We start from the raw sequence: 26,356 nt of genomic DNA on the forward strand, positions 1-26,356 counted from the left end.
CCCATCCTCGGACATATCACGGAGGCCGGCGGCGCGGACGGCAAAGATTTCAGCCGCCCGCCACCGTGGCGTCACGGCCCTCGCCGGGCCGCTCTCAGATCTCCAGCTCGGCCTCGATGCGCTTGAGCTGGTGGCGGGCCATGGCCAGGTTGGCGCGGCCCCGGTCGAGGGCGAGGTAGAGGAAGAAGTGGCCGCTCGACCCCCGGGCCTTCATCAGGCGGATCAGGTGGTACTGGTTGCCGAGCGTGATCAGGATGTCCTCGATCTCGTCGTTCAGACCGAGCATCTCCATCGCGCGGACCTTCGCCCGCACCACGTCGGTGTTGCCCGCGGCGGCCACCGCGAGGTCGAGGTCCTTGCCGCCGCCGACGGTACCGAGGGCCATGCCGCTGGCGTAGTCGACGAGGGCGGCGCCGAGGGCGCCCTCGATGGTGGTGGTGGCTTCCTTGAGCGCGGTCTCCACGTTGGCCATGGGTCTTCCTCTTTCTCTGTCTTCTGTCGGTCGCGGGTGTGCGATGAGGGCAAGAGCGGGACGTCAGGGCGCCGGCAGGGCCGGGGGGTGGGGAGGCGCCGCCGGCAGGGCCGGGGGCTGCGGCGGTACCCGCGGACCGCGCCGCCCGAGGCTGTGCTCGATCAGCTCGGATATGTGCGAGCTGGAGCGCCGTGCCTCCAGGTGGAGGCGGCCCACGTTGACGCGCGGCTGCGCGATCAGGGTGAGGACGGCCGTCTCGCCCGCCGCGTACGTGGCGACGTAGCCGCCCTCGCCGCGCACCAGCAGTTCGCGGAAGCCGCCCTGTCCGGTGCTGTCGCTGAGCCGCTGGGCGACGCCGAGGGCGGCCGCGGTCAGCGCGGCCACGGTCTCGGCCTCGGTGGCGGCGCTGTCCTGCGCGAGGACGAGACCGTCGGCGCTCGCGGCCAGGGCGCCGGTGAGCTGGGGGACGCGGGCGCGCAACCGCCGGAGCTCGGCGAGTATCTCGGCTTCCGCCTCGGCGGGCACCATCGCCGTGGTCATGTCGGCCTTTCTCCCTTCGGGCTGCCTGCGCTCGGAACGGTCGGCGAACAGGGCCGGTCGCAGCGGGAGCCTCACAGACTTGCCTCCAGTGCGTCGCGGAGCCGGCGCAGCAGTGCCACGTCCGGGGGTTGGACCTGGGCCAACCAGTCGGGCACGAGCGGGGCCGGCGCGGGGGCCGGCGGGGTGTGCGGGGTCTCGACCAGGCCCGCGGCGGCGAGCCTGCGGACGTCGAGCAGGGTGTGGAAGGCGGGCCGGCCCAGCACCCACGCCAGGTCGGCGGGGGTGCGTACGCCGTCGGCCTGCGCGAGCAGGACGCGCTGTCGGGCGGTGATCGTCTGGCCGGGCGCGGCCCGGCGGGGGACGACGGGCGCGGTGTCGAGCAGCGGGTACGGCCAGACCGCGTCCAGCAGCTCCCGGCGGCGACGGGTCTCGCGTTCGACGGCGTCCGCCGGGACGGAGCGGACGGAGCCGATCCAGTGGGTGGCGCCCCGCCGGAAGCGGGAGGGGCCACTGCCGGGCGACAGGGCGAAGAAGGCGGCGTCGAAGATGGCGGCGAGGTGGCAGATCTCCAGTTCGCCTCCGGCCAGGCCGCCGCTGTCCACGAGGAAGCGGGCGACCTGCCGGCGGGCTCCGGCCGCGTTCACGGCCTCGTTCCAGCGTTCGGGGGCGAGCGCCCCGCCGGTGGTGAGCAGGACGTCCAGCCCCGGGGTGGCGGGGCTCTCGGCGTGGACGATGCGGCCGTCCTCCAGGAAGAGGGTGCCGCGGTCGCGCAGGAGGGCGCCGGTGGCGCGTTCGGCGGCGAGGCGGGTCAGCAGGGGCGAGACGGCGATGGCGGCGGGCGCGGTCACCTGAGCACCAACCCTTCGGCCAGGGCGCGGAGTCTGATCCGGGCGAGGGCCAGGTTGCCGTCGGCCCGGTCCAGCCACAGGTGCAGGAAGACGCTGCTGTCGAAGCTGGTCTCCACGAAGCGGAGCACGTGGTAGCCGGTGCGGGTGGTGACGATGAGGTCCTCGACGGGCGGACCGGCGGTCGCCGGGACGCCTGCGCCGGGCCCGTCCGCCGCCGGGGCGAAGGACTCGTACTCGGCCGCCGCGCGGGCCAGTTCGGCGGTCTCGGCGGCGGTGGTCTCGTGGTCGCCCACGGGAGAGTCCCCGGCGGTGCCGAGGGCCAGTCCGCTGCTCCAGTCGACCAGCGCGGCCCCGCGCGCACCAGGCAGGGCCATGGCTTCGAGCAGGCATTCGTCGATCCCGGGCACGCGGGCTCCCCTCCCGGCCGGTCGTGCTGAGTTGCACGGTCGTACGGCGCGACAGGAGGGAACTTACTCAACTTCCACACTGCGAAAAGGCGTTCTGGCATTTTCCGCTGGAACATGCACGGTGGCGCGTGTCGGCATGGCCGGAACTCGATTGTTTTTGATCATCTCGGGCTCGGCGGCGCGGCCGGGATGTCCGCCGACACGATGCCCGCCGACACGGTAGTCAGTCGGCGGGCCGCTCCGGAAGCAGTCGCTCGACCAACACCTCCAGGAGGTGGTCGACCGGCTGGGCTTCGAGCAGGGCCGGCACGGTGAGGTCGTCCACGACGATGCCGAGCATCGCGAAGTAGAGGAGGACGACGCCGTCCCGGTCGCCCGGCAGGCCGGCGTCCAGGTGCCAGGTGACGTTCGCCTCCAGCTCCAGCGCCTGGAAGCGGGCCATCTCCTCCCGGATCTCGGGCCGGCGGGTGGCCTCCAGCCGCAGCTCCAGCATGGCGATGTGCACGCTGCGCTCGCGCCGCATCCGCTCCAGGAGCCGGCCGAGCAGCAGCCTCGTGTCGAGCGGGCCCGCGAGGTCGGCCGGATCGGGGGCGAGGCGTTCGCGGGTGCGGTGCAGGATCTGGACGAGGAGCTGGCTCCGGTTGGCGAAGTAGTTGGAGGCGGTCCCCGTCGGGACGCCGGCCTCCGCGTCCACGGCCCGCAGCGTCAGACCGCGCGAGCCCTCGCGGGCCAGGACTTCGATGGCGGCGTCGAGGAGCGCGGCGCGGCGCTCCGGGTTCTGGCGCATGGCGGATCCCTGGGGTGAGACGGGCCGGGGCGCGGGCCGCACCCCCGAGAGCACTGCATCCGCAGTGCTCAGGCATACGCTAACGGACCTAGGGGTGCCGCGCGGACTCCAGCAGGTACGGGACGTCAATCACCGCGATGCCCGGCGTGAACAGCAGGCGCGCCTTGAGGCGCAGCGCGTTCTGGTTGTGCAGGGGCTGCTCCCACCAGTGCCCGACCACGTACTCGGGGATCACCACCGACAGGATGTCGGTGCCCTCGGCGGCCGCCTGCTCCTCCAGGTACGCGAGCGCCGGTGCGACCACCTCCCGGTAGGGCGAGTGCAGCACCTTGAGCGGGATCCCCGGGTCGTGGGACGCCCAGGCCTCGCGCAGCCGCGCGGCGTCCTGCTCGTCGGCGGCGACGGAGAGCGCGGTGAGCGTGTCGGGTCGCAGCGCCCGGGCGTAGCCGAGGGCCTTGAGGGTGGGGGCGTGGACGGAGGAGACGAGGACGACGACGTGGTGGCGCGACGGTTTGCGCGGCCGTACCCCGGGGGCGACGGCGACCTGTCGGGCCACCTGGTCGTAGTGGCGTCGTACGCCCTTCATGCCGAGGAACAGCGCGGGCATGGCGATGACGACCAGCCAGGCGCCGTGCGTGAATTTGGTGACGAGCACGATGACCAGGACCACCGCGGTCATGCAGGCGCCGACCGCGTTGATGGCGAGCCGGCGGTGGATGTGGACGCGTTCGTCGCGGGGGGTGGCGGGTGAGGCGAGGATGCGGCGCCAGTGCCGGACCATGCCGGCCTGGGAGAGGGTGAAGGAGACGAAGACGCCGATGATGTAGAGCTGGATGAGACGGGTCAGCTGGGCGTCGAAGGCGACGATCAGGGCGATGGCGGCCAGCGCGAGCAGGACGACGCCGTTGGAGTAGACGAGGCGGTCGCCGCGGTTGAAGAGCTGGCGCGGCGCGTAGCCGTCCTTGGCCAGGATCGAGGCCAGCATGGGGAAGCCGTTGAAGGCGGTGTTCGCCGCCAGGACGAGGACGCCGGCCGTGACGGCCTGGAGCAGGTAGAAGAGGAAGTGCCAGCTCCCGAAGGTGGCCCGGCCGATCTGGGCGAGGGCGGTGGACATTGGGGTGCCGGGGGCGAGGCCCAGTTCGGTCGGGTCGGCCGCGACGTGCACGCGGTAGGCCATGGCGAGGGCGGTGATGCCGGTGAACATCGTCACCGACAGCACGCCCATCGCGGCCAGGGTGGTGGCGGCGTTCTTGGCCTTGGGCTTCTCGAAGGCGGGGACGCCGTTGCTGATGGCCTCGACGCCGGTCAGGGCGGTACAGCCGGAGGCGAAGGCGCGCAGGGCGAGGAAGACGACGGCGATGCCGGTGTAGGTCCCGGCGGCGGTGATGGGCAGGTCGGCGGATTCGGCCCGGATCGTGTCGCCGGTCGCGAGGCGGACGGCGGCGACGGCGAACATGACGTAGACGACGAGGACGAAGCCGTAGGTGGGGATGGCGAAGACGCGCCCCGATTCGCGTACGCCGCGCAGGTTCATCAGGGTCAGCAGGACCACGAAGGCCACGGACATGCCGACTTGGTGGTCGCTGAGGGCGGGGATCGCGGAGGTGATGGCGGCGACCCCGGAGACCACGGACACGGCGACGGTCATGACGTAGTCGACGAGGAGGGCACTGGCCGCGGTGAGGGCGGCGGTGGGTCCCAGGTTCTCGGAGCTGACGATGTACGCGCCCCCGCCGCCGGGGTAGGCGTGGCAGGTCTGGCGGTAGGAGGCGATGACGACGACGAGGAGGAAGACGATGGCGGCGGCCGCGTACCAGGCGAGGTGGAGCAGCGCGACCCCGCCGAGGGCCAGGATCAGCAGGATCTCCTCGGTGGCGTAGGCCACGGAGGAGAGCGGGTCGCTGCAGAAGATGGGGAGCGCGAGTCGCTTGGGCAGCAGGGTCTCGCCCAGACGCGCGGTGTCCAGCGGTTCGCCGACCAACAAGCGTTTCGCGTTGATACGCCTCATTCCGGCATGATCGTCCATTTTTGACGGTTACAGCGGTATTGAAGGCGCCCGTGCGGCCCGGGTCACATGCGGGCGGCCGCGCTGCGGATGGCCTCGCGGATGCGGAAGTAGGTGCCGCAGCGGCAGATGTTGGCGATGGCGTCGATGTCCTCGTCCGTCGGCTCGCTCGTCCGCTGGAGCAGGGCGACCGCGGCCATGATCTGCCCCGGCTGGCAGAAGCCGCACTGGGCGACGTCCTGCTCCAGCCAGGCTTCCTGCACCGGGTGCAGCCGGTCCCCGTCCGCGAGCCCCTCGATGGTGGTCACCCGCTTGCCCGCGCAGGCGGAGACCGGCACCACGCACGGGCGGACGTCGACCCCGTCGAGGTGGCTCGTACAGGCCTTGCAGACGTCGACCCCGCAGCCGTACTTGGGGCCGGTGACGCCCAGCATGTCCCGCAGGACCCACAGGAGCGGCAGGTTGTCGGGGGCGTCGACGGTGACGCTCTCCCCGTTGACGATGAAGGTGTGCGAGGGCACGGCGTGCTCCAGGTTCGGGGATACGGGATACCGGATACGGGATACGGGACGCGCGGTACGGGCGGTTCAGCGCGGATAGGGCGTGAAGTCGACGTCGAAGTCCAGGGGGAAGCTGCGCGGCTTGGAACCGGTCGCGCGGGCCCAGGCGTTGGCGATGGCCCCGACGGCGGCCGGTACACCGAGTTCGCCCGCGCCGCCCGGCTCCGTGCCGGTCGCCGGGAGGACGAAGACCCGTACGTCGCGCGGCGTGTCGCGCTGCTTCGCCCAGTGGAACTGGCTGTAACTGCCCTCCAGCGGCAGCCCCTTGTCCAGGTGCAGCCCGGCCCGCAGGGTCGTGGAGATCGCGTCGGTGAGACCGCCGATCATCTGCGCCTCCAGCCCGCGCGGGTTGACGGGCAGGCCCACGTCCACGGCGATGACCGCCTTGGTGACCCGGACGTGCTCCGGATCGCGGGTGTCGATCTCCACCAGGCAGGCGGTACGGGACTTGTACTCCTCGTGGAAGGCGATGCCCTGCGCGCAGCCGGCCGGCATGGCCCTGCCCCACTGCCCCTCGGTGGCCACCTTCTCCAGCACGGCGCGCTGCGCGTCCGTCTTGAGGAAGGCCCGCCGGAAGGCGTACGGGTCCTTGCCGGTGGCGGCGGCCAGTTCGTCGACCACGATCTCCTCGGCGCCCCGGGTGTTGGCCGAGTACACCGACCGCCAGGACCCGGTGGGGATGCCGGTCGCCACCTCGGTCAGCGACTGCGTGGTGAGCCCGAAGTGGTACGGGGACTTGATCGTCGTGAGGAACAGGGTCTGGGCGAGGGTGGCGTTGCCGATGCCCGAGGGCAGGCTCGCGGCGGTGGCGGTGATGATCTCGCCGAGGCCGTGCCGGAAGTCGGTCTCGGCGGCGGCGACCCGGTGTTCGAAGCTGAGGACCTCGCCCAGCAGGTGGGTGGCCCGGATCCGGTGGTGGGTCGCGGGGCGCATGCGCCCGTGCCGGGTGTCGTCGACCCGGGTCCACATCAGGCGCACGGGACGGCGGCAGGCCTTCGAGACCCGGGCCGCCTCCAGGGCGGCGTCGAAGAACAGCCGCCGGCCGAACGAGCCGCCCGCCTGGATGACGTGCACCTTCACCGCGCCGACGGGGAGCCCGAGGTCGGCGGCGATGGTCTGCCGGGCCACGATCGGGGACTTGAGGCCGGACCAGATCTCGGCGCGGTCCTCCCGCACGTCGGCGACGGCGGAGTTGGTCTCCATCGGGGCGTGGCTGACGAAGGCGAAGTCGAACTCGGCGTCCACGTACGGGGTGAGCAGCGGCGGCAGCAGCGGAGCCGGGTTGGCGGCGCGGAGCTTCGTACGGATCTGCTCGTCGGAGAGCCGGTCGGCGGGGCCGGGGCCCCATTCGACCCGGAGGGCGGCCTTGGCCTCCATGGCCTGCCCGAAGGTCTCGGCGACGACGGCGACGCCGGTCGGGATGGTGACCACGTGCAGGACGCCGGGCATCGCCTGGACGGCGCCGAGGTTGGTGACGCCCCGGACGGTGCCGCCGAGGGTGGGCGGGCGGCGCACGACGCAGGGCTTGGCGCCCGGCACGTCGAGGTCGAGGGTGTAGCGCTGGGCTCCGGTGACCATGGCGCGGGCGTCGATGCGGCCGGTGGCCTTGCCGACGAGGGCGTGGCGCGCGGCGGGCTTCGGGGAGGCGCCGAGGACGACGAGTCCCGGCGCGGCGGCGGCCGCGGCGAGGCCGCCGTAGTCGGCGGTGCGGCCGTCGGGGGCCCGTACGGCGCCGTTCGCGGTGGTCAGGGTGGAGGCGGAGACCTCCCAGCGGGCGGCGGCGGCCGCGACGAGGCGGGCGCGGGCGGTGGCGGCGCACTGGCGGACCGGCCCGTAGAGGGAGCGGATGGAGTTCGAGGAGCCGGTGAGCTGGTTGAACAGCAGCTCGGGGCGCGCGTCGTCCAGTTCGACCCGGACGGTGCGCAGGGGTGCGTCGAGCTCCTCCGCGACCAGCATGGCGACGGCGGTGGTGAGCCCCTGGCCGACCTCCTCGCGGGGCAGCCTGAAGCGGATCGCGCCGTCCGCCTCGACGGTGAGGGCGAGCAGCGAGGCGGTGGGGGCGCCGGCCAGGATGAAGATGTCGCCGAGGTCCACCAGGTCCGCGATGGCGGGCAGGCTCGGGATGGCGGCCGCCGCGGACTGCGGGGCGAGCGCGTCGGCCCCGACCCGGGTGACCAACGCCAGCGTCGGCGCCGCGACGAGGTAGGTCAGGAAGGAGCGTCGGCCCGGTCCGGCCCCGGCGCGATCCGCGGGCGCGCTGTCCTGTGCTGTCATCCGTACGAGTCCCCGCCCCTGCCCCGGGCCCGCCTGCACGGACCGCCCCCGGCTCATTACCGACGCGTAGCGTAGCGATCAAGGGCTGGGGTGGGAAGAGAGGTTCCGCGCGGGGGGTCCTTCGTTCGGGGGGTCCCCCGAAGGAGCAATCATCGGGCCGCCGGGCCGCGACGGACCCGCGCACGCCGCGTACACCCCGTCCGCGCGATCGAACAGACCTCCCACGACCGTCGGGTTCCGGCCGGCCCCGCCGGGCCCCGCCACCGCTCGACCGAACCCCTTTCGAGGCGGACGATGGAGGAGACGAAAGGAGGTGTGGCGAGATGGCCACCTTCATGGATGTACACACCGGTATGAAGGGCATCACCAACGAGCAGCTGATGGAGGCACACCGCGCGGACCTGGCGATCGAGGGCGAGGAAGGCGTGCACTTCAAGCAGGCCTGGGCCGACCCGGAGTCGGGCACCGTCTACTGTCTGTCCGAGGGTCCCTCTGCCGAGGCGGTGCAGCGGATCCACGAGCGCAGCGGCCACCCGGCGGACGAGATCCACCCCGTGCCGCTGATGATCTCCTGACGACCGGGCGTCGCCGCACGTCGCCGGCCGCCACCACGCGTCGCCTCCGTTTCCACCCGTCGGGCCCGCCGATGCGGGCCCGACGCGGCTGACCGAATTCATTCGTACAGGATCAAAAGGGCACGAGAAGCCCCGGGCATATGCCCACAGCAAGGACGTTGCGGATGTTGCCAAACGCCTTACAGCTCATCGCCCGCTGTGCAACAGTCGTAACCGGTCCTTCTTTCAGACCTGGCCGTGCCGCGCCTGTATCGGAGTTCTCATGCCGTCCCACCTGTACGCGGACCGTCCCGCGCAGCCGCCCGAGCCCGGGTCGGTGGACGCGCTGATCTCGCAGACCCGCCGGCTGCGCGGAGAAGTGGACGCGGTGCGCCGCGACACCGTCGTGGACGACGACGACGCCCAGGGCCGCTGGCAGCGCGCGCTGTGCGACCTCGCCGTACACCACCTCGACGATCTCGGCCAGCACCTGGGCCAGCTCAAGGAAGGGCTGCCGCCCGTCCCCGAGCAGGCCGAACCGTCGCAGGCGCCCCCGGAATCGGCGTCCGAGGACCGCCAGACCCGCGTCGGCAGCGCCGAGTGGAACCTGCTGACCGACGAGGTCACCTGGTCCGAGGAGCTCTTCCAGATCTTCGGCCGCTCCCCCGAGTCCGGCCCCCTCCCCCTCGACGAACTGGGCTCCACCCTGTTCTCCGAGGACCAGCCGCTGCTCACCGCGATGGTGACCGACTGCCTGGTGGACGGAAAGCCGATAGACGGGGAGTTCCGGATCGTCCGCGGCGACGGCCGCGTCCGCACGCTCCACATGAGGGGCGAGCCGGTCCTCGACTCCGACGGCTGCACGGCCTCGATGTGGGCCGTCCTGCGGGACGTGAGCGAACTGCGCCGCAGCGAGCGGGCGGTGCGCGAGTCCCGCGACTCGCTCCAGCGCCGGCGGGAGATCGCGCAGACCGAGCACCGGCTCGCGGTCGAGCTCCAGGAAGCCGTACTCCCCCCGTGGCGCGGCTCCCTGCGGTTCCCGCACGACCACGCCGGCGCGATGGACGTCGCCGCGCACTACCTGCCCTCCGCGACCAGCGCGCTGATCGGCGGCGACTGGTACGACGCCCTCGAACTCCCCGACGGTCGCACCCTCCTGACCGTCGGCGACCTCACCGGACACGGCGTCAGCGCCACCTCCGGGATGGCGATGATGCTCGGCGCCCTGCGCGGGATGGCCATGGCCGGCATCGAACCGGGCCCGCTGATGGGCTGGCTCAACCAACTGCTGGAAACCTCCGTCCAACCCGCCCTCGGTTCCGCCGTCTGCTGCCGCTACGATCCCGCCCGCCGGGTGCTCTCCTGGGCGCAGGCCGGACACCCCGCGCCCCTGCTGTTCCGCCGGGGCCAGGGCCGCGCGCTGCAACCCCCCGAGGGAGTCCTGCTGGGCGCGACCTCCGGGGCGGCGTACGGGCAGGCCGAGGAGCGGCTGGAGGAGGGCGACGTACTCGTCCTCTACACCGACGGTCTGACCCCGCGCAGCATCGAGTTCAGCCGGGCCGACGGGACGGAGCGGCTGTTGGCGATGGCGCCCCGGTTCTCGGCGGCGCGGTCGGCGCGGGACTGCGTACGGATGGTGACGGAGGAGTTCGGCGAGAGCGAGCGCGAGGACGACGCGTGCGTGCTCGTCGCCCGGATCGGCTGAGAGCCGGATCCCGATCGCGGTGGTCGAGGGCCGCGCCCGCGGGGGCGCGGCCCTTCTCGTGGTCCGGCTGCGATGTGCCGTCCGGACGCGCTCAGATCAGCGCACCCCGCTCCAGCGGCGAGGGGGCGTTCGGGAGGGCCTGCTTGATCTCCTCGCGCAGGTCCTCGATCCGCGCGTAGCCCGCGTACTGGCCGGTGAGCCGGTACATCTCGCGGAGCCGGTCCCACGTGCGGTGGGAAGACGTCTCGTTCATGGAGACCAGGGCGAGGCGGGCGTAGCGGTCGGCCTGTTCCGGGTCGTCCGCGATGAAGCAGGCCGACGCCATCGAGATGTAGTCGAAGATCTGCGACCGCTGGTAGCCGTCCCCGCGCAGCCGCAGCGCCTCGCGGGCGTGGCGCGCGGCCACCGGCGCCGCCGAGGCGTCGTGGTCGGCGAGGGTCCGGTAGGCCAGGGCCTGCATCCCGTGCAGGTCGGCCTCGTCGAAGTGCTGCATCCACGACGGCGGCGGTACGTCGCCCTTGTCGGAGACGAACAGCTCCTCGGCCTCGCCGAGCGTACGGCGCATGGCCTGGCCCTTGCCCATGGCGGCCTGCGCCCAGGCCTCGATGGTGTGCAGCATGGCGCGGGTGCGCGGCAGGGTCTGGTCGCCCGAGCCGGACTTCGCGAGCTTCATCAGGTCCAGGGCCTCGTGGGGCTTGCCCAGGTGCACCATCTGGCGCGCGGCCCGGGACAGAGCCTCGCCGGCGCGCGGCCGGTCGCCGCCCTCGCGGGCCGCGTGCGCGGCGATGACGAAGTACTTCTGCGCGGTCGGTTCGAGGCCGACGTCGTGCGACATCCAACCCGCCAGCACGGCCAGGTTGGCCGCCACCCCCCAGAGCCTGCGCTGGAGGTGGTCGGGGTGGTGGTAGGCGAGCATGCCGCCCACCTCGTTGAGCTGGCCGACGACGGCCTTGCGCTGGAGCCCGCCCCCTCTGGAGGCGTCCCAGGCCCGGAAGACCTCGACGGAACGCTCCAGGGCCTCGATCTCCTGGGAGCCGATGGGGGCCGCCTCGTACCGGTCGTAGCCCGCCGGATCGGCCTGGTAGGGGTCGCCGAAACGTGGTGCGTGCACGGTCGTGGCGGGGTCGGCGTGCAGCCAGTCGTACATGGCGTTGCTGAGGACGGAGCCGGCGGTGAGCGCGGCTCCCGCGCCCATCAGGCCGCGACGGTTGAGCATGAGGTCCATTCCCGTGAATTCGGTGAGGACCGCGGCTGTGCGTTCGGGCGCCCAGGGCACTCCGTCGGGGTTCTCCTTCGCCCCGTCCGGCTGCCGTTTGTTGGTGCGCCGCTGCCGTACGAACCCGAGGTCCTCGATGGTCACGACACGACCGAGCCGCTCGGTGAACAGGGCTGCCAATACCGTGGGCACCGGTTCGCGCGGGGTCTCCCCCATGTCGATCCAGCGCCGTACCCGCGAGGTGTCGGTGGCCAGCTGGTGGTGACCCATGGCGGCCGCCTGCCGGTTGACCATCCTCGCCAGTTCGCCCTTGGACCAGCCGGCGAGGCCGAACAGGTCGTTCAGACGGGTGTTTGGACCTTTGTTCACGTCAAGCCCCCAGGTTCTCGGCTGAGTTGACAGTAGCCCCCCGTCAGATGACCGCGGACTATTCGCCAGGGTTCGCCAGGGCACGCCCGGTGGTTCGCCAGGGACCGCCGGGTGTCAGGTAGGAATGCGCCTCCCCGACCCGGTCACCGGCGGAACTCCCCAGGGTGAAGTACGGGATCGGCGGGGCGGCGTACGCACTCGTCGGCGCACGAAGGGAACCGTAAACGCCATGTACGCAGCAACGTCCTCCGTGTCCGCCCCGGTCCGGTCGCACCGCACGCTCCAGGCGGGCGGCGGCCCCTACCTCGAACCCGGCCGGCCGGCCGCCCCGGCGCAGGGTGCCGTGCGGGCACGGCGGCTGCCGGGCTCCGGACCGCAGCCGCTGAGCGGAAGACTCGACCTGTCCGGCCCGCAGGGGGCGCAGTTGCGCACCGCGCTCGCGTCGGTGCAGCGGATCTGCCCGGAGTTCGCGCCGGTGCAGGTGTTGCGCCGCAGCGGCCGGTCGGTCCTGCTGGTGGGCACCACGGGTCGGACGACCGCCGTCGCCAAGGTTTTACTGGATCATTCGCCCGCGTGGCGCGAGCGGTACCGGCACGAAATAGCGGCGTACCGGGCGTTCGTCCGGCACCGCCCGCCGGTGCGGGTGCCCCGGCTGATCGCCGCGGACCCGGAGAACTGCGTCCTGGTCGTGGAGCGGATGGCGGGGCGGGTCGCGGCCCTGCAGCGGCATCCGGTGGAGGCCCCGCCGCGGCCCGACGTACGGGCCGCGCTGGGCGCGGTGTGCCGGGTCAACCAGTGGCGGCCGCCGACCGAGCTGTTCACTCACCCGGTGGACTACGCCCGTCGCATCACGCGGGACCACCAGCTGGGACTGCTGACCGACCGGGACTTCGGGGACCTGCAGAAGCTGCTGCACGGGGTGCGCGTGGCGGGGACGCCGTGGCAGTTCAACCACGGTGACGCGCTGCTGTCGAACCTGCTGCTGTCCCCGGCCGGGCCGGTGCTCCTCGACTGGGAGCACGCGGGCTGGTACCTGCCGGGCTACGACCTGGCCACGCTGTGGGCGGTCCTGGGGGACGCGCCGGCGGCGCGCGCCCAGATCAGCCGGCTCGCCCAGGCGGCGGGTCCGGTGGCCCGGGACGCGTTCCTGGTGAACCTGATGCTGGTCCTGACGAGGGAGATCCGGATGTCCGAGACGGCGGTGCAGCGCTCGATGCTGGCGACCGCCCCCGACCGGCCGCTGCCCGTGGGGATCCTGTCCAGCGGGGAGGAGCAGCGTCTGCTGCTGCGCCGCCTGCACGACGACGCCGGCATGGCCCGTAGAGCGGTCAGGGCGGCGGTCGGCACCCGCTGACGCGTTCGCCCCGCGATCCCGTGGCCCGCACATCCGATCATCCGGTGTGCGGGCCACGGGACTTTTCGCGTCTACGGGGCCTCGTACGGGAACGGGCCGGGAGGCCGGCGCGCGTGCCTTGACATCACATGATCCCCCTAACACCTTTTCAGACTCGGCCTCAGAACCGCTGGCGTCGTCCCCTTCCTCCCCGAACGGCTGGAGTCCGCCCATGACCGAGAGCCCGGATCGAGCCCGCCCCGCCCTGCCCTCCCGTCGGTCGGTCCTCGCCGGGACGGGGGCCGGGGTGCTCGCCGCCGCCGTCCTGCCGGCCGGAGCGGCGCGCGCGGCCGAGAGCCCGCTCGGCGAGTACGACGTCGTCGTGGTCGGGTCGGGGGCGGCCGGGATGACCGCCGCGCTGACCGCCGCCAAGCGGGGTCTGAGCGTCCTGGTGGTCGAGAAGGCGCCGACCTTCGGTGGTTCGGCCGCCCGCTCGGGTGCCGGTATCTGGCTGCCGAACAACTCGGTGATCCTCGGGGCGGGTGTCCCGGACACCCCGGAGAAGGCGGAGCAGTACCTGGCGGCGGTGGTGGGGCCGGAGGTGCCGGCCGACCGGCGGCGGGCGTTCCTCGCCAACGGGCCGCGGATGCTGGACTTCGTCATGGCGAACAGTCCGCTGCGGTTCCGGTTCATGGACGGGTACAGCGACTACTACCCGAATCTGCCGGGCGGGCTGTCGAACGGCCGTTCCATCGAGCCGGACCAGATCGACGGCAACATCCTCGGCGCGGAGCTCGCGCGCCTGAACCCCGCCTACATGCCGGTGCCGGCCGGGATGGTGGTCTTCAGCCAGGACTACAAGTGGCTGGGCCTCGCGGCGGTGACCGCGAAGGGGCTCGCGGTGTCGACGGAGTGCCTGGCGCGCGGCGCGGAGGCCGCGCTGCACGGGGAGGAGCCCCTGACGATGGGCCAGGCGCTGGCGGCGGGTTTGCGGGCGGGGCTGCTGCGGGCCGGGGTGCCGGTGTGGTTGAACAGCCCGTTGGTGGACCTGGTCCAGGAGGCGGGCGCGGTCACCGGGGTCGTGGTGGAGAAGGACGGCGTACGGGGCGTCGTACGGGCCCGCAAGGGCGTGGTGATCGGTTCGGGTGGCTTCGAGCACAACGCGCGGATGCGGGAGCACTACCAGCAGCAGCCGATCGGCACGCAGTGGTCGGTCGGGGCGAAGGAGAACACCGGGGACGGGATCCGGGCGGGGCAACGGGCGGGGGCCGCACTGGCGTTGATGGAGGACGCCTGGTGGGGGCCGTCGATCCCGCTGCCCGGGGAACCGTACTTCTGTCTGGCGGAGCGGACGCTGCCGGGCGGGCTGATCGTGAACGGGGCGGGGACGCGGTTCGTGAACGAGGCGGCGCCGTACGGCGACGTGGTGCACGTGATGTATGAGAAGGACCGCCCGGCGCCGGGTTCGCACATCCCGGCCTGGCTGATCGTGGATCAGAACTACCGCAACAAGTACCTGTTCAAGGACATCCTGCCGACGTTGTCCTTCCCGGACGCGTGGTTCGAGTCGGGGGCGGCGAAGAAGGCCTGGACGTGGGACGCGCTGGCGGGACGGATCGGGGTCCCGGCGGGCGCCCTGCGGGCCACCCTCAACCGGTTCAACGCACAGGCGTGGAGCGGGGACGACGCCGATTTCCACCGGGGGGACACGGCGTACGACCACTACTACACGGACCCGAACGTGCGGCCGAACTCGTGTCTGGCACCGATCTGGGCGCCCCCGTTCTACGCCTTCCGGATCGTCCCCGGCGACCTCGGCACCAAGGGCGGCATCGTCACGGACGCACGGGCGCGGGCGCTGCGGGAGGACGGTTCGGTGATCCGGGGGCTGTGGGCGGCGGGCAACGCGAGCGCCGCCGTGATGGGCCACAGCTACGCCGGGGCGGGCTCGACGATCGGGCCCGCGATGACGTTCGGCTATGTGGCGGCGAACGACATCGCGGACGCCTAGGAGGTCGCTCAGCCCTGCTGGAACAGCTCGGCGGGGAGCGGCTTCAGGAGCGCGTACAGGTCGTCGGTGATCGGCCGGTCCCAGCTGGCGATCGTGACGAGGACGTTGTCGCTGCGGTCGAACTGCACGCAGGAGATCCGGCTCTCGGAGAGCTTGATCTTGCGGACGATGAGGAGGTTGTCGCCCTGCATGACGGGGCAGTCCTCGGATCCGGTGACCTCGACGTCCTCGTCGTTCTCCAGGGCGGCGAGGAGCTGGGCCACCTCGAAGGGGACCTCGCCGTCGGCGAGCTCGCGGGCCGGGGAGCCCTCGGGGAGGTTTCCGATGATCATCGCGGGACCGCGACCGCCGAAGAGGTCGTAGCGCAGGAAGACGCCCTGGCAGCTGCCGTCGGCGGCGGGCAGCAGGCCGGCCCCGAGGTTGCCCGGCCAGTCCCCCGGGTCCATGGCCAGGACGTCGAAGTCCGGGCCGGCGGGTGTGGCGGCGCGGTGGCGGCGGAGGAAGGACATGCCGCCATGGTACGTGGCCCCGCGCCCTTTCCCGCGCGGGGGCGTGCCGGCACCGGATCCGCGATCCACGGTACGGGGCGTCCGCAGGGGATGCTCCTTACGGACGAGGGGCGGGGCGGCGGCGGGGCGGGCGGCCTGGTCGGGCGGTGGCTACGGGGTGACGGAGCGGGGTTCCCGGGGCCGGCCGGCCGCTTCGGGGGAGGTGTCCGGGGCGGTGGCGCCGAGGCCGATCAGCTGCTCGGTGAGACCGGCGGTGAGGGCGTCGGCCCCGCATTCCCGGGCGGTGAGCAGGGCGCGGTTCAGGGTGGTGGCGTCGCGGAGTGCCGCGCCGAGGGCGGCCAGGGCGCGGGCGAGCTCGTAGGCCGCCGGGGAGACCTCCAGCTGGTTCACGGCCTCCCACAGCAGCGGGACGCGGTCCTGCGGTTCGGCGACGTCGGCCGCCACGCGCAGGGCCTGGCCGATCGCGGAGGGCGCTCCGAAGGCGCGGGCCCGGCGGAGGGCTTCGGCGGCCAGGGCGCGGGCCCTGGCGGGGTCCTCGGGGGCCACCGCGCGGGCGAGGAGCAGCCGCCAGGGGCACCAGGCCGGGTTCTGGATGCCGCGCGGGGTCAAGCGGCGGTCGACCGCCTCCAGTTCGACGGTGGCGGCCTTGCGGTCGCCGAGGGCGAGGAGCAGTTCGGCGTAGACGGTCTGGGAGTCGGGGAAGACCACGGCGGCGGGGAAGGGTTCCCCGTACTCGTGTTCCCGGGCCAGTCCCCACGCCTCGTCGACCCGGCCGCGGGCGATGAGGGTGGTGACGAGGATGGCGATGGCGTACCAGTGGACGGGCGTACGCCGACCCACGCGCTCGGCGAGGCGCAGGCCGGCGCGGGCGAGTTCCTCGGCCTCGACGAGCCGGCCGCGCCGGTAGCGGATGTAGGCGCGCAGGCTGTAGGCGAAGGAGAGGTGCGCGCCGTGCCAGCCCTGGCGTTCAAACTCGGCGGTGCCGGTCTCGAAGAGTTCTTCGGCGCGGCCGGGCCGGTCGGCGTACATGTGGACCATGGCGGCGAGGACGGGCACTTCGAAGCCGCGGTCCTCGTGGGCCCAGCTGAAGGGGGTTTCCAGGACCCGGCCGGCGTGGTGGAGGGCGACGTCGGCGGGTTCGCCGCGCAGGCAGGCGTCCCAGGCGCGCAGGCCGATGACGTAGCGCTCGGTGAGGTCGCGGCCGGTGAGGCGGTCGGCGAGTTTGGCGAGGCGGCGGGAGCGGGCCGGGGAGTCGGGTTCGGCGGCGTCGAACGCGTCCCACATGAACTGTTCGGACTGCAGGCGCAGTCGGGCGCGGGCGTCCTGGGTGTGCGGTATTTCCCGGGCGAGGAGGTCGGAGGCCTCGCGGAGGTGGTCGCTGTGGGCGAGGACCTGGGCGAGGCGGATGACGATGCCCTGGCGCAGGGCGGGGTCGTCGATGGGTTCGGCGAGTGCGGCCCGGAGGTGGTTGACGGTGTTGGCGGGTTCGGTGAGCAGGGAGGCGCAGCCGAGTTCGTAGAGGACGGCGGCGCGTTCGTCGAAGGCCGGGGGTTCCTGGAGGGCGCGGGCGAGTTGGCGCCGGGCGGCCTCGGGCGCGCCGGCGCGGAGGTTCTCGGCGGCGGCCTCGCGCAGCGTGCGGACCACCCAGGGGTCGTTCTCGGGCTGGGTCTCCAGGAGGTGACGGGCGGCGGCCGAGGAGCCGAGTCCGGCGTCGACGACGGCGGTGGCGGTCCTGCCGTGGAGGGCGACGCGCAGGGCGTCGGGGATGGCCCGGTAGATGGCGGTGGCAATCAGCGGGTGGACGAACTCCAGCCCGGTGTCGTCCTCGTCGGTGGGGCCGGCGAGGATCCGGGCGTCCCACAGGCGTCGGGTGGCGTCGGCGGCCTCCTCGGCGCCGAGTCCGGCGACGCGGGCGGCGATCTGTCGTGGGATGGCGGTGCCGAGGACGGCGCAGGCCCAGGCGAAGCGGACGGTGGAGGGGCCGAGGTTGTGCAGGCGGGCGACGAGGCCGCTGCCGCGTTGGGCGGCGGCGAGGTCGCGCAGGAGCGGGGCGCCGGCCTCGGTGGGTTCGAGGCCCTTGGCGCGGACCTTGGCGGTGAGTTCGACGGCTTCGAAGGGGTTGCCGGTGGTGACGGCCCAGGCTTCGCGGCAGAAGGCGTCCTCGGCGTGTGCGCCCACGCTTTCGCGGACGAGGGCGGAGACGGCGTCCGCGCTGAGCGGGGCGAGGGTGAGCGGGCGCCTGCCGGCGCGGCGGGGCAGGGTGCGGAAGGCCTCGGCGTGCGCGGGGAGTTCGTCGGGGCGGTAGGCGACGACGAGGAGCAACGGGAGGTGTTCGGCGCGCGGGGCGAAGGCGGCGAGCCATTCGAGGGATTCGGGGTCGGCCCAGTGGGCGTCGTCGAGGACCAGGACGACGGGCGGGCGTTGGACGATGAGGTGCGTGAGGACCCAGTCGAGGCCGTCGCGCAGGCCCTGGGGGTCGGGTGCGGCGCCCTGTTCGGGGGCGCACAGGCCGAGGGCGGGGCCGACGATGGCGTACCAGCCGCCGAGGGCGGCGCGCAGGTCGGCTTCGGGGCGGCCGGCGAGATGGGGTTGGATGAGTTGGCGGGCGACGTGGAAGGGCTGGCTCTGTTCCTGTTCGCCGCCGCGTGCGGCGAGGAGGGTGCAGGAGCGGGCGAGGGCGCGCCGGCGCACTTCGGTCAGGAGGGTGGTCTTGCCGAGCCCGGCCGGGCCGGAGAGCGAGAGCAGCCCGCCGCCGGCGTCGGGGCCGGGCTCGGTGAGCCGGTCCAGGGCTTCGTCGACGGCGACGAGTTCGGCTTCGCGTTCGAAGATCGTGCGCCGTGTGCGGACCCTTCGTTCCGTCATGGCCGGTACCTCCCACGCCTGTTCGAGGCATCAGCGTACGCCCGCGTACGCGCCGGGGAGGGGGAGAGGTCGGGAAAGATCGGAATGTTTTCCGGTTTTCGCCATTCCGACGAAGGAGTGGCCGGTTGCGGCGGCGGTGTCGCCATGGCGTCGGGGCCGGGTGAGCCGCCCGGCGGCGACCGCCGTGCCCGCCCGGCAGGGGCCGGGCGGGCACGGTGGCGGGCCGGGTCAGCGGTCGAACGTGCCCCCGCCGGCGTTCAGGACGAACCTGCGCCACCCGGCCGGCGCGAACACCAGCGGCGCGCCGTCGGGGCGTTCGCCGTTGCGCATCGCGATGAACCCTTCCACGAAGGCGATCTGGACGTCGCCCACCCCTCCACTGCCCGACCGCCAGTCCGCCCCGCTGAGATCGAGCTCGCGCCTGCTCCAGGCGGCGAAGGGTCGTGAAACCATGCTCTCGGCCACGTGCGTGCTCCTCCCGGTACGTCGTCCGGGGGCCCAGGGTAGCCATCGCAGCGCGTGCCGGACAGGCCACGGTGCGTCACGCCTGTCGGGCGCGAGTGACGCTCGTGTTCAGGAGGTCGGCGGCTCGGCCCCGACCAGCCACATCGAGAAGAACTGCGCGCCGCCGCCGTACGCGTGCCCCATCGCCCGGCGGGCGTTCGGGACCTGGTGTTCCCCGGCCCGGCCGCGTACCTGGAGGGCCGCCTCCGCGAAGCGGATCATGCCGGAGGCGCCGATCGGGTTGGTGGACAGGACGCCCCCTGACGGGTTCACGGGCAGGTCGCCGTCGAGTTCGGTGACCCCGGCCTCGGTGAGTTTCCAGCCCTCGCCCTCCTCGGCGAAGCCGAGGTTCTCCAGCCACATCGGCTCGTACCAGGAGAAGGGGACGTACATCTCGACGGCGTCGATCTCGCGGCGCGGGTCGGTGATACCGGCCTGCCGGTACACGTCCGCCGCACAGTCCTTGCCCGCCTGCGGGGAGACGAAGTCCTTGCCCGCGAAGAGCGTCGGTTCGCTGCGCATCGCCCCGCCGTGCAGCCACGCCGGGGCCTTGGGCGCGCGGGCGGCGCCCGCCCGGTCGGTGAGGACCATGGCGCAGGCCCCGTCGGAGGAGGGGCAGGTCTCGGAGTAGCGGATCGGGTCCCACAGCATGGGCGAGGCCTGGACCTTCTCCAGGGTGATGTCGTGCTCGTGGAGGTGCGCGTAGGGGTTCTTCAGCGCGTTGCGGCGGTCCTTGTAGGCGACGAGCGAGCCGACGGTGTCGGGTGCTCCGGTGCGTCGCATGTACGCGCGCACGTGCGGGGCGAAGAACCCGCCGGCGCCCGCCAGCAGCGGCTGTTGGAAGGGGACGGGCAGGGACAGGCCCCACATGGCGTTGGACTCGGACTGCTTCTCGAAGGCGAGGGTGAGCACGGTGCGGTGGACGCGGGCGGCGACGAGACCGGAGGCGACGAGCGCCGTGGACCCGCCGACCGAACCGGCCGTGTGCACGCGCAGCATGGGCTTGCCGACGGCTCCCAGGGCGTCGGCCAGGTACAGCTCCGGCATCATCACGCCCTCGAAGAAGTCGGGGGCCTTGCCGATCACGACGGCGTCGATGTCCGCCCAGGTCAGTTCGGCGTCGGCGAGGGCGCGGACGGCCGCCTCGCGAACCAGGCCCGCGATCGAGACGTCGTGGCGGGCGGCGACGTGTTTGGTCTGGCCGACGCCGACGACGGCGACGGGCTCCTTGCCCGAGGTGCTCATGCTCGGTCCCCTTCCAGGACGGCGACCAGGTTCTGCTGGAGGCAGGGGCCGGAGGTCGCGTGGGCGACGGCCCGGTCGGAGGCGCCCCGGTGGATGCGGGCGGCGGCCTCGCCGATGCGGATCAGACCGGCGGCCATCATCGGGTTGGCGGCGAGGGCCCCGCCGGACGGGTTGACGGTGACCTCGTCGCCGAGGCCGAGGGCCTTGCGGAGCACGACCTCCTGGGAGGAGAACGGCGCGTGCAGCTCGGCCGTGTCCACCGGGGCGTCGAAGAACCCGGCCCGCTCGGCGGCGAGCCGGGTGGAGGGGGAGTCGGTGAGGTCGCGCAGGCCCAGGCCGTGCGCCTCGATGCGGTGGTCGATGCCGGTGATCCAGGCGGGCCGCTCGCACAGCCGCCGCGCGCTGTCGCCGGCGGCCAGGATCACCGCCGCCGCGCCGTCGCCGACGGGCGGGCAGTCGCCCGTACGCAGCGGGGCCACCTGGTAGTCGCCTTGCGCTACGGAGCCCCGCAGTTGGGCGTGCGGGTTGTGCCGGGCGGCGGCCCGGCTGCGGGCTCCCACGGCGGCCAGCGCGGCCTCGTCGGTCTGTCCGGCGTCGATGAGCGCCCGCGCCTGGAGGGCGGCGAGGGCCACCGAGTCGGGCCACAGGGGGGCGAGGTAGTACGGGTCGAGCTGGCGGGTGAGGACGTCGCGGACGGAGCCCGGGGAGGACTTCCCGTAGGCGTAGACGAGCGCGGTGTCGGCCTCGCCGGTCTGGATCTTGACCCAGGCCTCGTAGAGCGCCCAGGCGCCGTCCATCTCGACGTGGGACTCGGAGATCGGCGGCCAGGCGCCGACGCCGTCGAGGGTCATGGTGAAGGAGAAGGCCCGGCCGGCGAGGTAGTCGCTGGAGCCGGAGCAGGTGAAGCCGATCTCGCCGGCCTTCAGACCGGTGGCGGCCAGGACCTCGTGCAGGACCGGCATGACCATCTCGACTTCGCTGAGTTCGTCGGTGCGGCGCAGGTGGTCGCTCTGCGCGAACGCGACGACGGCCACGTCGCGGGCGTACCTGCTCGTCGTGGGCATCAGATGAGCTCCTTGTACGCGTCGTAGTCGGCGTCCGGCTCGCCGGTGGGCCGGTAGTGGTCGGGGTGGCGGCCGCCGTCGGTCCAGACCGGTTCGACGCGCAGGCCCATGCGGACCTGGTCGTACGGGATGCCGCCGATCCGGCCGTGGAGGGCGAGGTCGGCGCCGTCGAGGGCGATGTGGGCGTAGACGTAGGGGACCTCGATGTCGAGGTTCTTCGCTTTGATGTTGACGATGCAGAACGTGGTGACCGTCCCGGCGGGGCCGACCTCGACCTGGTCGGTGGTGGCGACGCCGCAGGTGGGGCAGGCGCCGCGCGGGGGGACGTACACCTTGTGGCAGGAGGGACAGCGCTCGCCGACGGTGCGGCGCTCGGCGAGGGCGTTGATGTAGGCGGTCTGGGCCCGGCCGGGGCTGTAGGTGTAGTCGAGGCGGGCCTCGGCGACGATGCCGGTGACGGGGTCGGCGAAGGTGCCGGAGTGGGGGACGGGGGCCGCTGCGGGGTCGGCGGAGCCGGTCGGGTCGGTCGGGTCGGTCGGGTCGGTTCGGTCGTCGGCGGGTTCGAAGCAGGCGATGTCGGTGATGGCGCCGACGCGCTCGGCGGCCCAACGGATCCGGACCCGCATGCCGGTGGTGACGGCCTCGGGGCCGGGGGCGTCGAGGGCGTGCAGGATCGCGGTGTCGGCGCCGTCGAGCCTGACCAGGACCCAGGCGAAGGGGGTGCCGAGGGGCTGGTGGGGGCGCGGGGAGCCGTTCCAGGCCCAGGTGGTGACGGTGCCGGTGGGCGCGACCTCGACGAGTTCGCGCAACTCCTCGGCGGTGACGGGGTCGTACTCGACGGGCGGCACCATCACCGTTCCGGCGGAGGTCGTGACGCCGAGGACGACGCGGTCGCGCAGGCCGCTGAGGAAGGCGCTCTGGACGGGCCCGAGCGAGCGGGTGAAGGGGAACTCGACGACGAGAGGCGCGCGGAGCACCTCGGGTGGCGACGCGGCTGCGGTCATGGACGGCTCTCCGGTGTTCGGTGGCGGGCGCACTCGTGCCCCGCCGTCGTCGGGGGCGTTCGGGTGGACGGGCCCACGCCGGCCACGCCGGCGTGTCGGCCGGGGGCCTGGTCCGGCCCCGGGGGTGCGGGGGCCGGGGGCCCGGGTGCGGGAGTCGGGGGCGGGTCGGTGGTTACTCGCGTCGGTATACCGCGGGCCGCTTTTCCGCGAAGGCGCGTGCCCCCTCCTTCGCGTCGGCCGTGTCGAAGATCGGCCAGCCCCGCAGGAGTTCCGAGGCCAGCCCTTCCTTCTCGGTCAGCTCGGCGGTCTCGTAGACGGAGGCCTTGACGGCCTCGACGGCCAGCGGCCCGCACGCGTTGATCTGCTCGGCGATCTCCAGGGCCGTCTCCAGCGCGGTGCCCTGCGGCACCACCCGGCCGACCAGCCCGATCCGGGCGGCCTCCTCGGCGGAGTACGGGCGCCCCGTCAGCAGCATCTCCAGTGCGTGCGTCCGGGGGATCTGGCGGGGCAGCCGGACCGTGGAGCCCCCGATCGGGAACAGGCCCCGCTTGACCTCGAACAGCCCGAACGTGGCCCCGGCCCCCGCGACGCGGATGTCGGTGCCCTGGAGGATCTCCGTCCCGCCGGCCACGCAGTAGCCCTCCACCGCCGCGATCACCGGCTTGCGCGGGCGGTGGTGGCGGAGCATCGCCTTCCAGTGCAGGTCGGGGTCGTCCTTGAGCCGGTCCCGGTAGCGCTCGCCCGCCATGCCCTTGCCGGCCAGCGCCTTGAGGTCCATCCCCGCGCAGAAGTCGCCGCCCGCGCCCGTGAGGACCACGGAGCGGATCGATTCGTCGGCGTCCGCCTCCAGCCAGCCGTCGTAGAGCCCCACCAGCAGGGGAAGCGAGAGCGCGTTCTTCGCCTCCGGCCTGTTCATGGTGAGCACCAGCGTGGCGCCCCGGCGTTCCACGGTCAGGTGTTCCGTCCCGCCCATTGCCGTCCTCCCGTCTCAAGACCTAGAACAGGTTGCAGGAGGGGAGGGTGCAGTTCAATAGTTTTCTGACACTCAGTCAGATTTCTTGGCGTGCACCCTTCCCACTTGGACCGGGCGGCGCTCTAATGACCGCCGAGCAGCCCAGCCATGGGATTTTTCGGGTCAGGAGGAACGGTGGAGTACAACCTTGCCGACCTGTTCGAGTCGGTCGTGGACGTGGTCCCGGACCGCGAGGCCCTGGTGTACGTGGACCACCCCGGGACCGGCGCCGAGCGCCGCCTGACGTACGCGGAGCTGGACACCGCCGCGAACCGCGTCGCGCACCACCTGATGGACAGCGGGCTGCGGCCGGGCGAGCACGTGGGGCTGCATCTCTACAACGGCATCGAATACCTCCAGACCGTCCTGGCCTGCCTGAAGGCGCGCCTGGTGCCGGTGAACGTCAACTACCGGTACGTGGAAGAGGAGCTGGTCTACCTCTACAACGACGCCGACCTCGCCGCGCTCGTCTTCGAGGGCGAGTTCACCGAGCGGGTGGCGGCCGCGCTGCCGCAGACGACGAAGCTGCGGCACCTGATCCGCGTCGGAACGACTCCGGACGGCGCCCCGGAGCCCGCCGTGGCGCCGGTGGCGTACGCGGACGCGGAGGCGGCCGGGTCTCCCGAGCGCGGGTTCCCCGAGCGCAGCCCCGACGACCTGTTCATCATCTACACGGGCGGCACGACGGGCATGCCCAAGGGCGTCATGTGGCGGGCCGAGGACCTGTTCTTCGCGGGGCTCTTCGGCGGCGAGCCGTCGGGCGAGCCGGTGAAGCGGCCGGAGGAACTGGCCGAGCGGGTGGCGGCGCGGGGCGCGGGCCTGACCTTCTTCCCCGCTCCGCCGCTGATGCACGGCACCTCGACCCTGACCTCGTTCATCGCCTTCAACTACGGCCAGCGCGTGGTCGTCCACCGCAAGTACGTGCCGGAGGAGGTGCTGCGCACCATAGAGAAGGAGAAGGTGTCGAGCGTCTCGCTGGTCGGCGACGCGATGCTGCGGCCCCTCATCGACGCCCTGAACGGGCCGCTCAAGGGGACGGACCTGTCCTCGCTGTTCAGCGTCTCCTCATCCGGCGCGATCATGTCGGAGACGGTGCGCGCGGAGTTCCAGCGGCTGGTGCCGAACGTGGTGCTGCTGAACAACTTCGGCTCCTCGGAGTCCGGTTCGAACGGCCGGGCCACGGACGACTCGGGGCCGGAGAAGGGCTTCCGGCTCCAGGTCAACGACCGTACGCAGGTGGTGGACCCGGTGACGCACGAGCCGGTGGCGGTCGGGCAGCCGGGGCGGCTGGCGCAGCGCGGACACGTACCGCTCGGCTACTACAACGACCCGGTCAAGACCGCGGAGACGTTCTTCCAGAAGGGGTCCGAGCGGTGGGTGCTGCTGGGCGACATGGCGACGGTCGACGAGGAGGGCATCGTCACGGTCCTGGGGCGGGGCTCTCAGTGCATCAACACGGGGGGCGAGAAGGTCTACCCGGAGGAGGTCGAGCAGGCGCTGAAGTCGCATCCGAACGTGTACGACGCCCTGGTCGCGGGGGTGGCGGATCCGACGTGGGGCAGCCATGTCGCGGCGGTGGTCCAGGTCCGGGCAGGGGCGCCGGAGCCCACGCTTGAGGAGATCCAGCTGCACTGCCGGACCCGGCTCGCCGGGTACAAGATCCCGCGCCAGCTGGTGATCGCGCCGACGATCCAGCGCTCGCCGAGCGGCAAGGCGGACTACCGGTGGGCGAAGTCGGTGGCGACGGAGGCCGACGCGGCGGCACGCTGAACATACGGGTGGTGGTGCGGGCCGGGGCCCGAGCGCACCGCCGGGCTGCCCGCTTACCGCTGGGCGCGCAGTTCGGCCGCGAGGGCGCGGGTCCAGCCCGCGAGTTCCGCGCGGTCGGCGCCCTGACCCAGGACCGCCACCTGTCCGTCGGTCAGGCGCTCGGGGCCCGCGTCCTCCAGGAGGTGGGCGGTTTCGGCCAGCATCCCGGCCAGCCGGCGCGCTTCGGAGGCGCTGAGCCGCACGGACACCGCGGGGTCGATGACGGACATGACGGCCGCCTCCCATCGCGCTTCGGACAGCGGACGGCACGCGTCGCGCCTCGCGCTCGCCCGCTCCTCCTTCGACCGTACGCCGCCGGGCGCGCGGACGCCGCTCGGCCGCCGGCGGCGCGGGCGCCCGCGGCTCAGACGCCGGCAGTTCAGACGCCGGCGGCCAGGAAGCGTTCGACGCGGGCGGCGAACCAGGCCGGGTCGTCCAGCCACGGGAAGTGGCTCGCGCCCGGCTGGACGTCGATCAGCCCGTGCGGGAACAGCTCGGCGAGGCGGGCGGCGTGCGCGGGCGGGGGATTGCCGTCCAGCTCCCCCGCCAGGACCAGGACCGGGGCTGCCACCCGCCGCAGAGCGGCGCGGGTGGCGGGCGGGTCGAAGGCGTCGGGGTGGGCGAAGACGGTTGCGGCCTTCTCGTTCTGTTCGTGGGGGTTCGCGGCGTGGTGCGCGCGGGCGGTCTCGTCCCAGCGGCCGTAGAAGAGCGGGGCGGCCAGGTCCCAGACCTCGTCCGTGTCGACGCCGGCGAGGATCCGCTCGTAGGCCTCGATCGCACGGTCGTAGAGGGCGACGCCCGCCCGCAGGCGCGCCGCCGTGAGCTTCTGCTCGGCGGAGACGGGCAGGTCCACGGCCCGGGCCGTGGGGGTGATCAGGGCCATCCGGCCGACCCGTTCGGGGTGCGCGGCGGCGTAGAGCAGGGCGAGGTTGCCGCCGGCCGAGTGGGCGAGGAGGTCCAGGCGTTCGAGGCCGAGGTGGAGGCGGAGGGCCTCGACGTCGGCGACCTGGTGGTCCACCCGGTACGTCGCCTCGTCCGCCGGGATCGCGGAGTCGCCGGTGCCGCGCAGGTCGAGGCGGACGAGCCGACGTCCGGCGGGCAGGCCACCGAGGTCACCGAGGTAGGTCGAGGCGCGCATGGCGCCGCCCGGCAGGCAGACCAGTGGGGTTCCCTCGCCGTCCGGGTGGTAGGCGAGTTCGGTTCCGTCGAAGGTGGTGAAGGCAGGCATGGGCGCCATCCCATCAGATGATCACTCGTTCGAGTCAT

23 protein-coding genes are annotated in these 26,356 nt (G+C 73.1%); 5 read left to right on the forward strand and 18 right to left on the reverse strand.

Features of this window, described 5'->3' with window-relative positions; translation table 11 throughout:
- Positions 1 to 94: 94 nt before the first annotated feature.
- The 8 genes from M4D82_RS03955 to M4D82_RS03990 all read right to left on the reverse strand — a co-directional run bounded on the left by M4D82_RS03955 (position 95) and on the right by M4D82_RS03990 (position 7,893).
- Positions 95 to 472, reverse strand: a complete 378-nt coding sequence (locus M4D82_RS03955) for a hypothetical protein (RefSeq protein ID WP_249764688.1) — start codon at positions 470 to 472, stop codon at positions 95 to 97.
- Between the two features lie 63 nt (positions 473 to 535).
- Positions 536 to 1,000 (reverse strand): roadblock/LC7 domain-containing protein, encoded by a 465-nt coding sequence (locus tag M4D82_RS03960; protein ID WP_249771439.1) that lies wholly within the window; start codon positions 998 to 1,000, stop codon positions 536 to 538.
- Positions 1,001 to 1,083: 83 nt separating this feature from the next.
- Positions 1,084 to 1,860: a transcriptional regulator gene (locus tag M4D82_RS03965; RefSeq protein ID WP_249764689.1), complete on the reverse strand. Its 777-nt coding sequence runs from the start codon at positions 1,858 to 1,860 to the stop codon at positions 1,084 to 1,086.
- On the reverse strand, positions 1,857 to 2,267 hold the full coding sequence (locus M4D82_RS03970) for a hypothetical protein (RefSeq protein WP_249764690.1): 411 nt from the start codon (positions 2,265 to 2,267) through the stop codon (positions 1,857 to 1,859). The genes M4D82_RS03965 and M4D82_RS03970 overlap by 4 nt, the downstream gene beginning before the upstream one ends.
- A gap of 223 nt (positions 2,268 to 2,490) precedes the next feature.
- Complete coding sequence (locus M4D82_RS03975) at positions 2,491 to 3,054, reverse strand: TetR/AcrR family transcriptional regulator (RefSeq protein WP_249764691.1); 564 nt, start codon at positions 3,052 to 3,054, stop codon at positions 2,491 to 2,493.
- Between the two features lie 88 nt (positions 3,055 to 3,142).
- Positions 3,143 to 5,062 (reverse strand): APC family permease, encoded by a 1,920-nt coding sequence (locus tag M4D82_RS03980; protein WP_249764692.1) that lies wholly within the window; start codon positions 5,060 to 5,062, stop codon positions 3,143 to 3,145.
- A gap of 62 nt (positions 5,063 to 5,124) precedes the next feature.
- On the reverse strand, positions 5,125 to 5,580 hold the full coding sequence (locus tag M4D82_RS03985; RefSeq protein WP_249764693.1) for a (2Fe-2S)-binding protein: 456 nt from the start codon (positions 5,578 to 5,580) through the stop codon (positions 5,125 to 5,127).
- A gap of 66 nt (positions 5,581 to 5,646) precedes the next feature.
- Positions 5,647 to 7,893 carry a xanthine dehydrogenase family protein molybdopterin-binding subunit gene (locus M4D82_RS03990; protein WP_249764694.1) on the reverse strand — a complete coding sequence of 749 codons (2,247 nt, stop codon included), beginning with the start codon at positions 7,891 to 7,893 and terminating at the stop codon, positions 5,647 to 5,649.
- A gap of 323 nt (positions 7,894 to 8,216) precedes the next feature.
- On the opposite strand from M4D82_RS03990, the gene M4D82_RS03995 reads away from it, so the two are divergent.
- Positions 8,217 to 8,468, forward strand: a complete 252-nt coding sequence (locus M4D82_RS03995; protein WP_249764695.1) for an SCO4226 family nickel-binding protein — start codon at positions 8,217 to 8,219, stop codon at positions 8,466 to 8,468.
- A 262-nt stretch (positions 8,469 to 8,730) separates the two neighbouring features.
- Positions 8,731 to 10,152, forward strand: a complete 1,422-nt coding sequence (locus tag M4D82_RS04000; RefSeq protein WP_249764696.1) for a PP2C family protein-serine/threonine phosphatase — start codon at positions 8,731 to 8,733, stop codon at positions 10,150 to 10,152.
- A 91-nt stretch (positions 10,153 to 10,243) separates the two neighbouring features.
- Here M4D82_RS04000 and M4D82_RS04005 read toward each other — a convergent pair whose 3' ends face one another.
- The gene (locus M4D82_RS04005; RefSeq protein ID WP_249764697.1) at positions 10,244 to 11,737 is read right to left on the reverse strand and encodes a DNA-binding protein NsdB; all 1,494 of its coding nucleotides are present in this window, start codon (positions 11,735 to 11,737) and stop codon (positions 10,244 to 10,246) included.
- 229 nt (positions 11,738 to 11,966) lie between these two features.
- Between M4D82_RS04005 and M4D82_RS04010 the strand changes: the two genes are divergently transcribed.
- Positions 11,967 to 13,091, forward strand: a complete 1,125-nt coding sequence (locus M4D82_RS04010) for an aminoglycoside phosphotransferase family protein (protein WP_249764698.1) — start codon at positions 11,967 to 11,969, stop codon at positions 13,089 to 13,091.
- Positions 13,092 to 13,302: 211 nt separating this feature from the next.
- Complete coding sequence (kstD, locus tag M4D82_RS04015; protein ID WP_283844443.1) at positions 13,303 to 15,081, forward strand: 3-oxosteroid 1-dehydrogenase; 1,779 nt, start codon at positions 13,303 to 13,305, stop codon at positions 15,079 to 15,081.
- Positions 15,082 to 15,089: 8 nt separating this feature from the next.
- On the opposite strand, the gene M4D82_RS04020 is transcribed toward kstD, so the two are convergent.
- From M4D82_RS04020 to M4D82_RS04050, 7 genes are all read right to left on the reverse strand, one after another.
- Complete coding sequence (locus tag M4D82_RS04020) at positions 15,090 to 15,590, reverse strand: hypothetical protein (protein WP_249764699.1); 501 nt, start codon at positions 15,588 to 15,590, stop codon at positions 15,090 to 15,092.
- A gap of 150 nt (positions 15,591 to 15,740) precedes the next feature.
- Positions 15,741 to 18,452: an ATP-binding protein gene (locus M4D82_RS04025; RefSeq protein ID WP_249764700.1), complete on the reverse strand. Its 2,712-nt coding sequence runs from the start codon at positions 18,450 to 18,452 to the stop codon at positions 15,741 to 15,743.
- Between the two features lie 228 nt (positions 18,453 to 18,680).
- Positions 18,681 to 18,917 (reverse strand): DUF397 domain-containing protein, encoded by a 237-nt coding sequence (locus tag M4D82_RS04030; protein ID WP_249764701.1) that lies wholly within the window; start codon positions 18,915 to 18,917, stop codon positions 18,681 to 18,683.
- Positions 18,918 to 19,025: 108 nt separating this feature from the next.
- Positions 19,026 to 20,201: a thiolase family protein gene (locus M4D82_RS04035; protein WP_249764702.1), complete on the reverse strand. Its 1,176-nt coding sequence runs from the start codon at positions 20,199 to 20,201 to the stop codon at positions 19,026 to 19,028.
- On the reverse strand, positions 20,198 to 21,265 hold the full coding sequence (locus M4D82_RS04040; protein ID WP_249764703.1) for a thiolase family protein: 1,068 nt from the start codon (positions 21,263 to 21,265) through the stop codon (positions 20,198 to 20,200). Before M4D82_RS04040 ends, M4D82_RS04035 begins: the two co-directional genes overlap by 4 nt.
- On the reverse strand, positions 21,265 to 22,269 hold the full coding sequence (locus M4D82_RS04045) for a Zn-ribbon domain-containing OB-fold protein (protein WP_249764704.1): 1,005 nt from the start codon (positions 22,267 to 22,269) through the stop codon (positions 21,265 to 21,267). Before M4D82_RS04045 ends, M4D82_RS04040 begins: the two co-directional genes overlap by 1 nt.
- Before the next feature lie 172 nt (positions 22,270 to 22,441).
- Positions 22,442 to 23,242 (reverse strand): crotonase/enoyl-CoA hydratase family protein, encoded by an 801-nt coding sequence (locus tag M4D82_RS04050; RefSeq protein ID WP_249764705.1) that lies wholly within the window; start codon positions 23,240 to 23,242, stop codon positions 22,442 to 22,444.
- Positions 23,243 to 23,416: 174 nt separating this feature from the next.
- Here M4D82_RS04050 and M4D82_RS04055 point away from each other — a divergent pair, with 174 nt between their 5' ends.
- On the forward strand, positions 23,417 to 25,051 hold the full coding sequence (locus tag M4D82_RS04055; RefSeq protein WP_249764706.1) for an acyl-CoA synthetase: 1,635 nt from the start codon (positions 23,417 to 23,419) through the stop codon (positions 25,049 to 25,051).
- A gap of 53 nt (positions 25,052 to 25,104) precedes the next feature.
- Here the strand turns inward: M4D82_RS04055 and M4D82_RS04060 are convergent, their stop codons facing one another.
- Positions 25,105 to 25,320, reverse strand: coding sequence for a hypothetical protein (locus M4D82_RS04060; protein WP_249764707.1), 216 nt, complete (start codon positions 25,318 to 25,320; stop codon positions 25,105 to 25,107).
- Positions 25,321 to 25,469: 149 nt separating this feature from the next.
- Positions 25,470 to 26,318, reverse strand: a complete 849-nt coding sequence (locus tag M4D82_RS04065; protein WP_249771443.1) for an alpha/beta fold hydrolase — start codon at positions 26,316 to 26,318, stop codon at positions 25,470 to 25,472.
- Positions 26,319 to 26,356: the final 38 nt, after the last annotated feature.

The sequence above is a fragment of the Streptomyces sp. RerS4 genome, from assembly GCF_023515955.1.
In the GTDB taxonomy this organism is placed as follows: Bacteria; Actinomycetota; Actinomycetes; order Streptomycetales; family Streptomycetaceae; genus Streptomyces.

Bases quoted from the DNA above. Each gene is read 5' to 3' on its own strand.
- M4D82_RS03955 (WP_249764688.1), bottom strand. From the start codon at position 472: ATGGCCAACGTGGAGACCGCGCTCAAGGAAGCCACCACCACCATCGAG.
- M4D82_RS03960 (WP_249771439.1), bottom strand. From the start codon at position 1,000: ATGGTGCCCGCCGAGGCGGAAGCCGAGATACTCGCCGAGCTCCGGCGG.
- M4D82_RS03975 (WP_249764691.1), bottom strand. From the start codon at position 3,054: ATGCGCCAGAACCCGGAGCGCCGCGCCGCGCTCCTCGACGCCGCCATC.
- M4D82_RS03980 (WP_249764692.1), bottom strand. From the start codon at position 5,062: ATGAGGCGTATCAACGCGAAACGCTTGTTGGTCGGCGAACCGCTGGAC.
- M4D82_RS03990 (WP_249764694.1), bottom strand. From the start codon at position 7,893: ATGACAGCACAGGACAGCGCGCCCGCGGATCGCGCCGGGGCCGGACCG.
- M4D82_RS03995 (WP_249764695.1), top strand. From the start codon at position 8,217: ATGGCCACCTTCATGGATGTACACACCGGTATGAAGGGCATCACCAAC.
- M4D82_RS04000 (WP_249764696.1), top strand. From the start codon at position 8,731: ATGCCGTCCCACCTGTACGCGGACCGTCCCGCGCAGCCGCCCGAGCCC.
- M4D82_RS04010 (WP_249764698.1), top strand. From the start codon at position 11,967: ATGTACGCAGCAACGTCCTCCGTGTCCGCCCCGGTCCGGTCGCACCGC.
- kstD (WP_283844443.1), top strand. From the start codon at position 13,303: ATGACCGAGAGCCCGGATCGAGCCCGCCCCGCCCTGCCCTCCCGTCGG.
- M4D82_RS04020 (WP_249764699.1), bottom strand. From the start codon at position 15,590: ATGTCCTTCCTCCGCCGCCACCGCGCCGCCACACCCGCCGGCCCGGAC.
- M4D82_RS04025 (WP_249764700.1), bottom strand. From the start codon at position 18,452: ATGACGGAACGAAGGGTCCGCACACGGCGCACGATCTTCGAACGCGAA.
- M4D82_RS04035 (WP_249764702.1), bottom strand. From the start codon at position 20,201: ATGAGCACCTCGGGCAAGGAGCCCGTCGCCGTCGTCGGCGTCGGCCAG.
- M4D82_RS04040 (WP_249764703.1), bottom strand. From the start codon at position 21,265: ATGCCCACGACGAGCAGGTACGCCCGCGACGTGGCCGTCGTCGCGTTC.
- M4D82_RS04045 (WP_249764704.1), bottom strand. From the start codon at position 22,269: ATGACCGCAGCCGCGTCGCCACCCGAGGTGCTCCGCGCGCCTCTCGTC.
- M4D82_RS04050 (WP_249764705.1), bottom strand. From the start codon at position 23,242: ATGGGCGGGACGGAACACCTGACCGTGGAACGCCGGGGCGCCACGCTG.
- M4D82_RS04060 (WP_249764707.1), bottom strand. From the start codon at position 25,320: ATGTCCGTCATCGACCCCGCGGTGTCCGTGCGGCTCAGCGCCTCCGAA.
- M4D82_RS04065 (WP_249771443.1), bottom strand. From the start codon at position 26,318: ATGCCTGCCTTCACCACCTTCGACGGAACCGAACTCGCCTACCACCCG.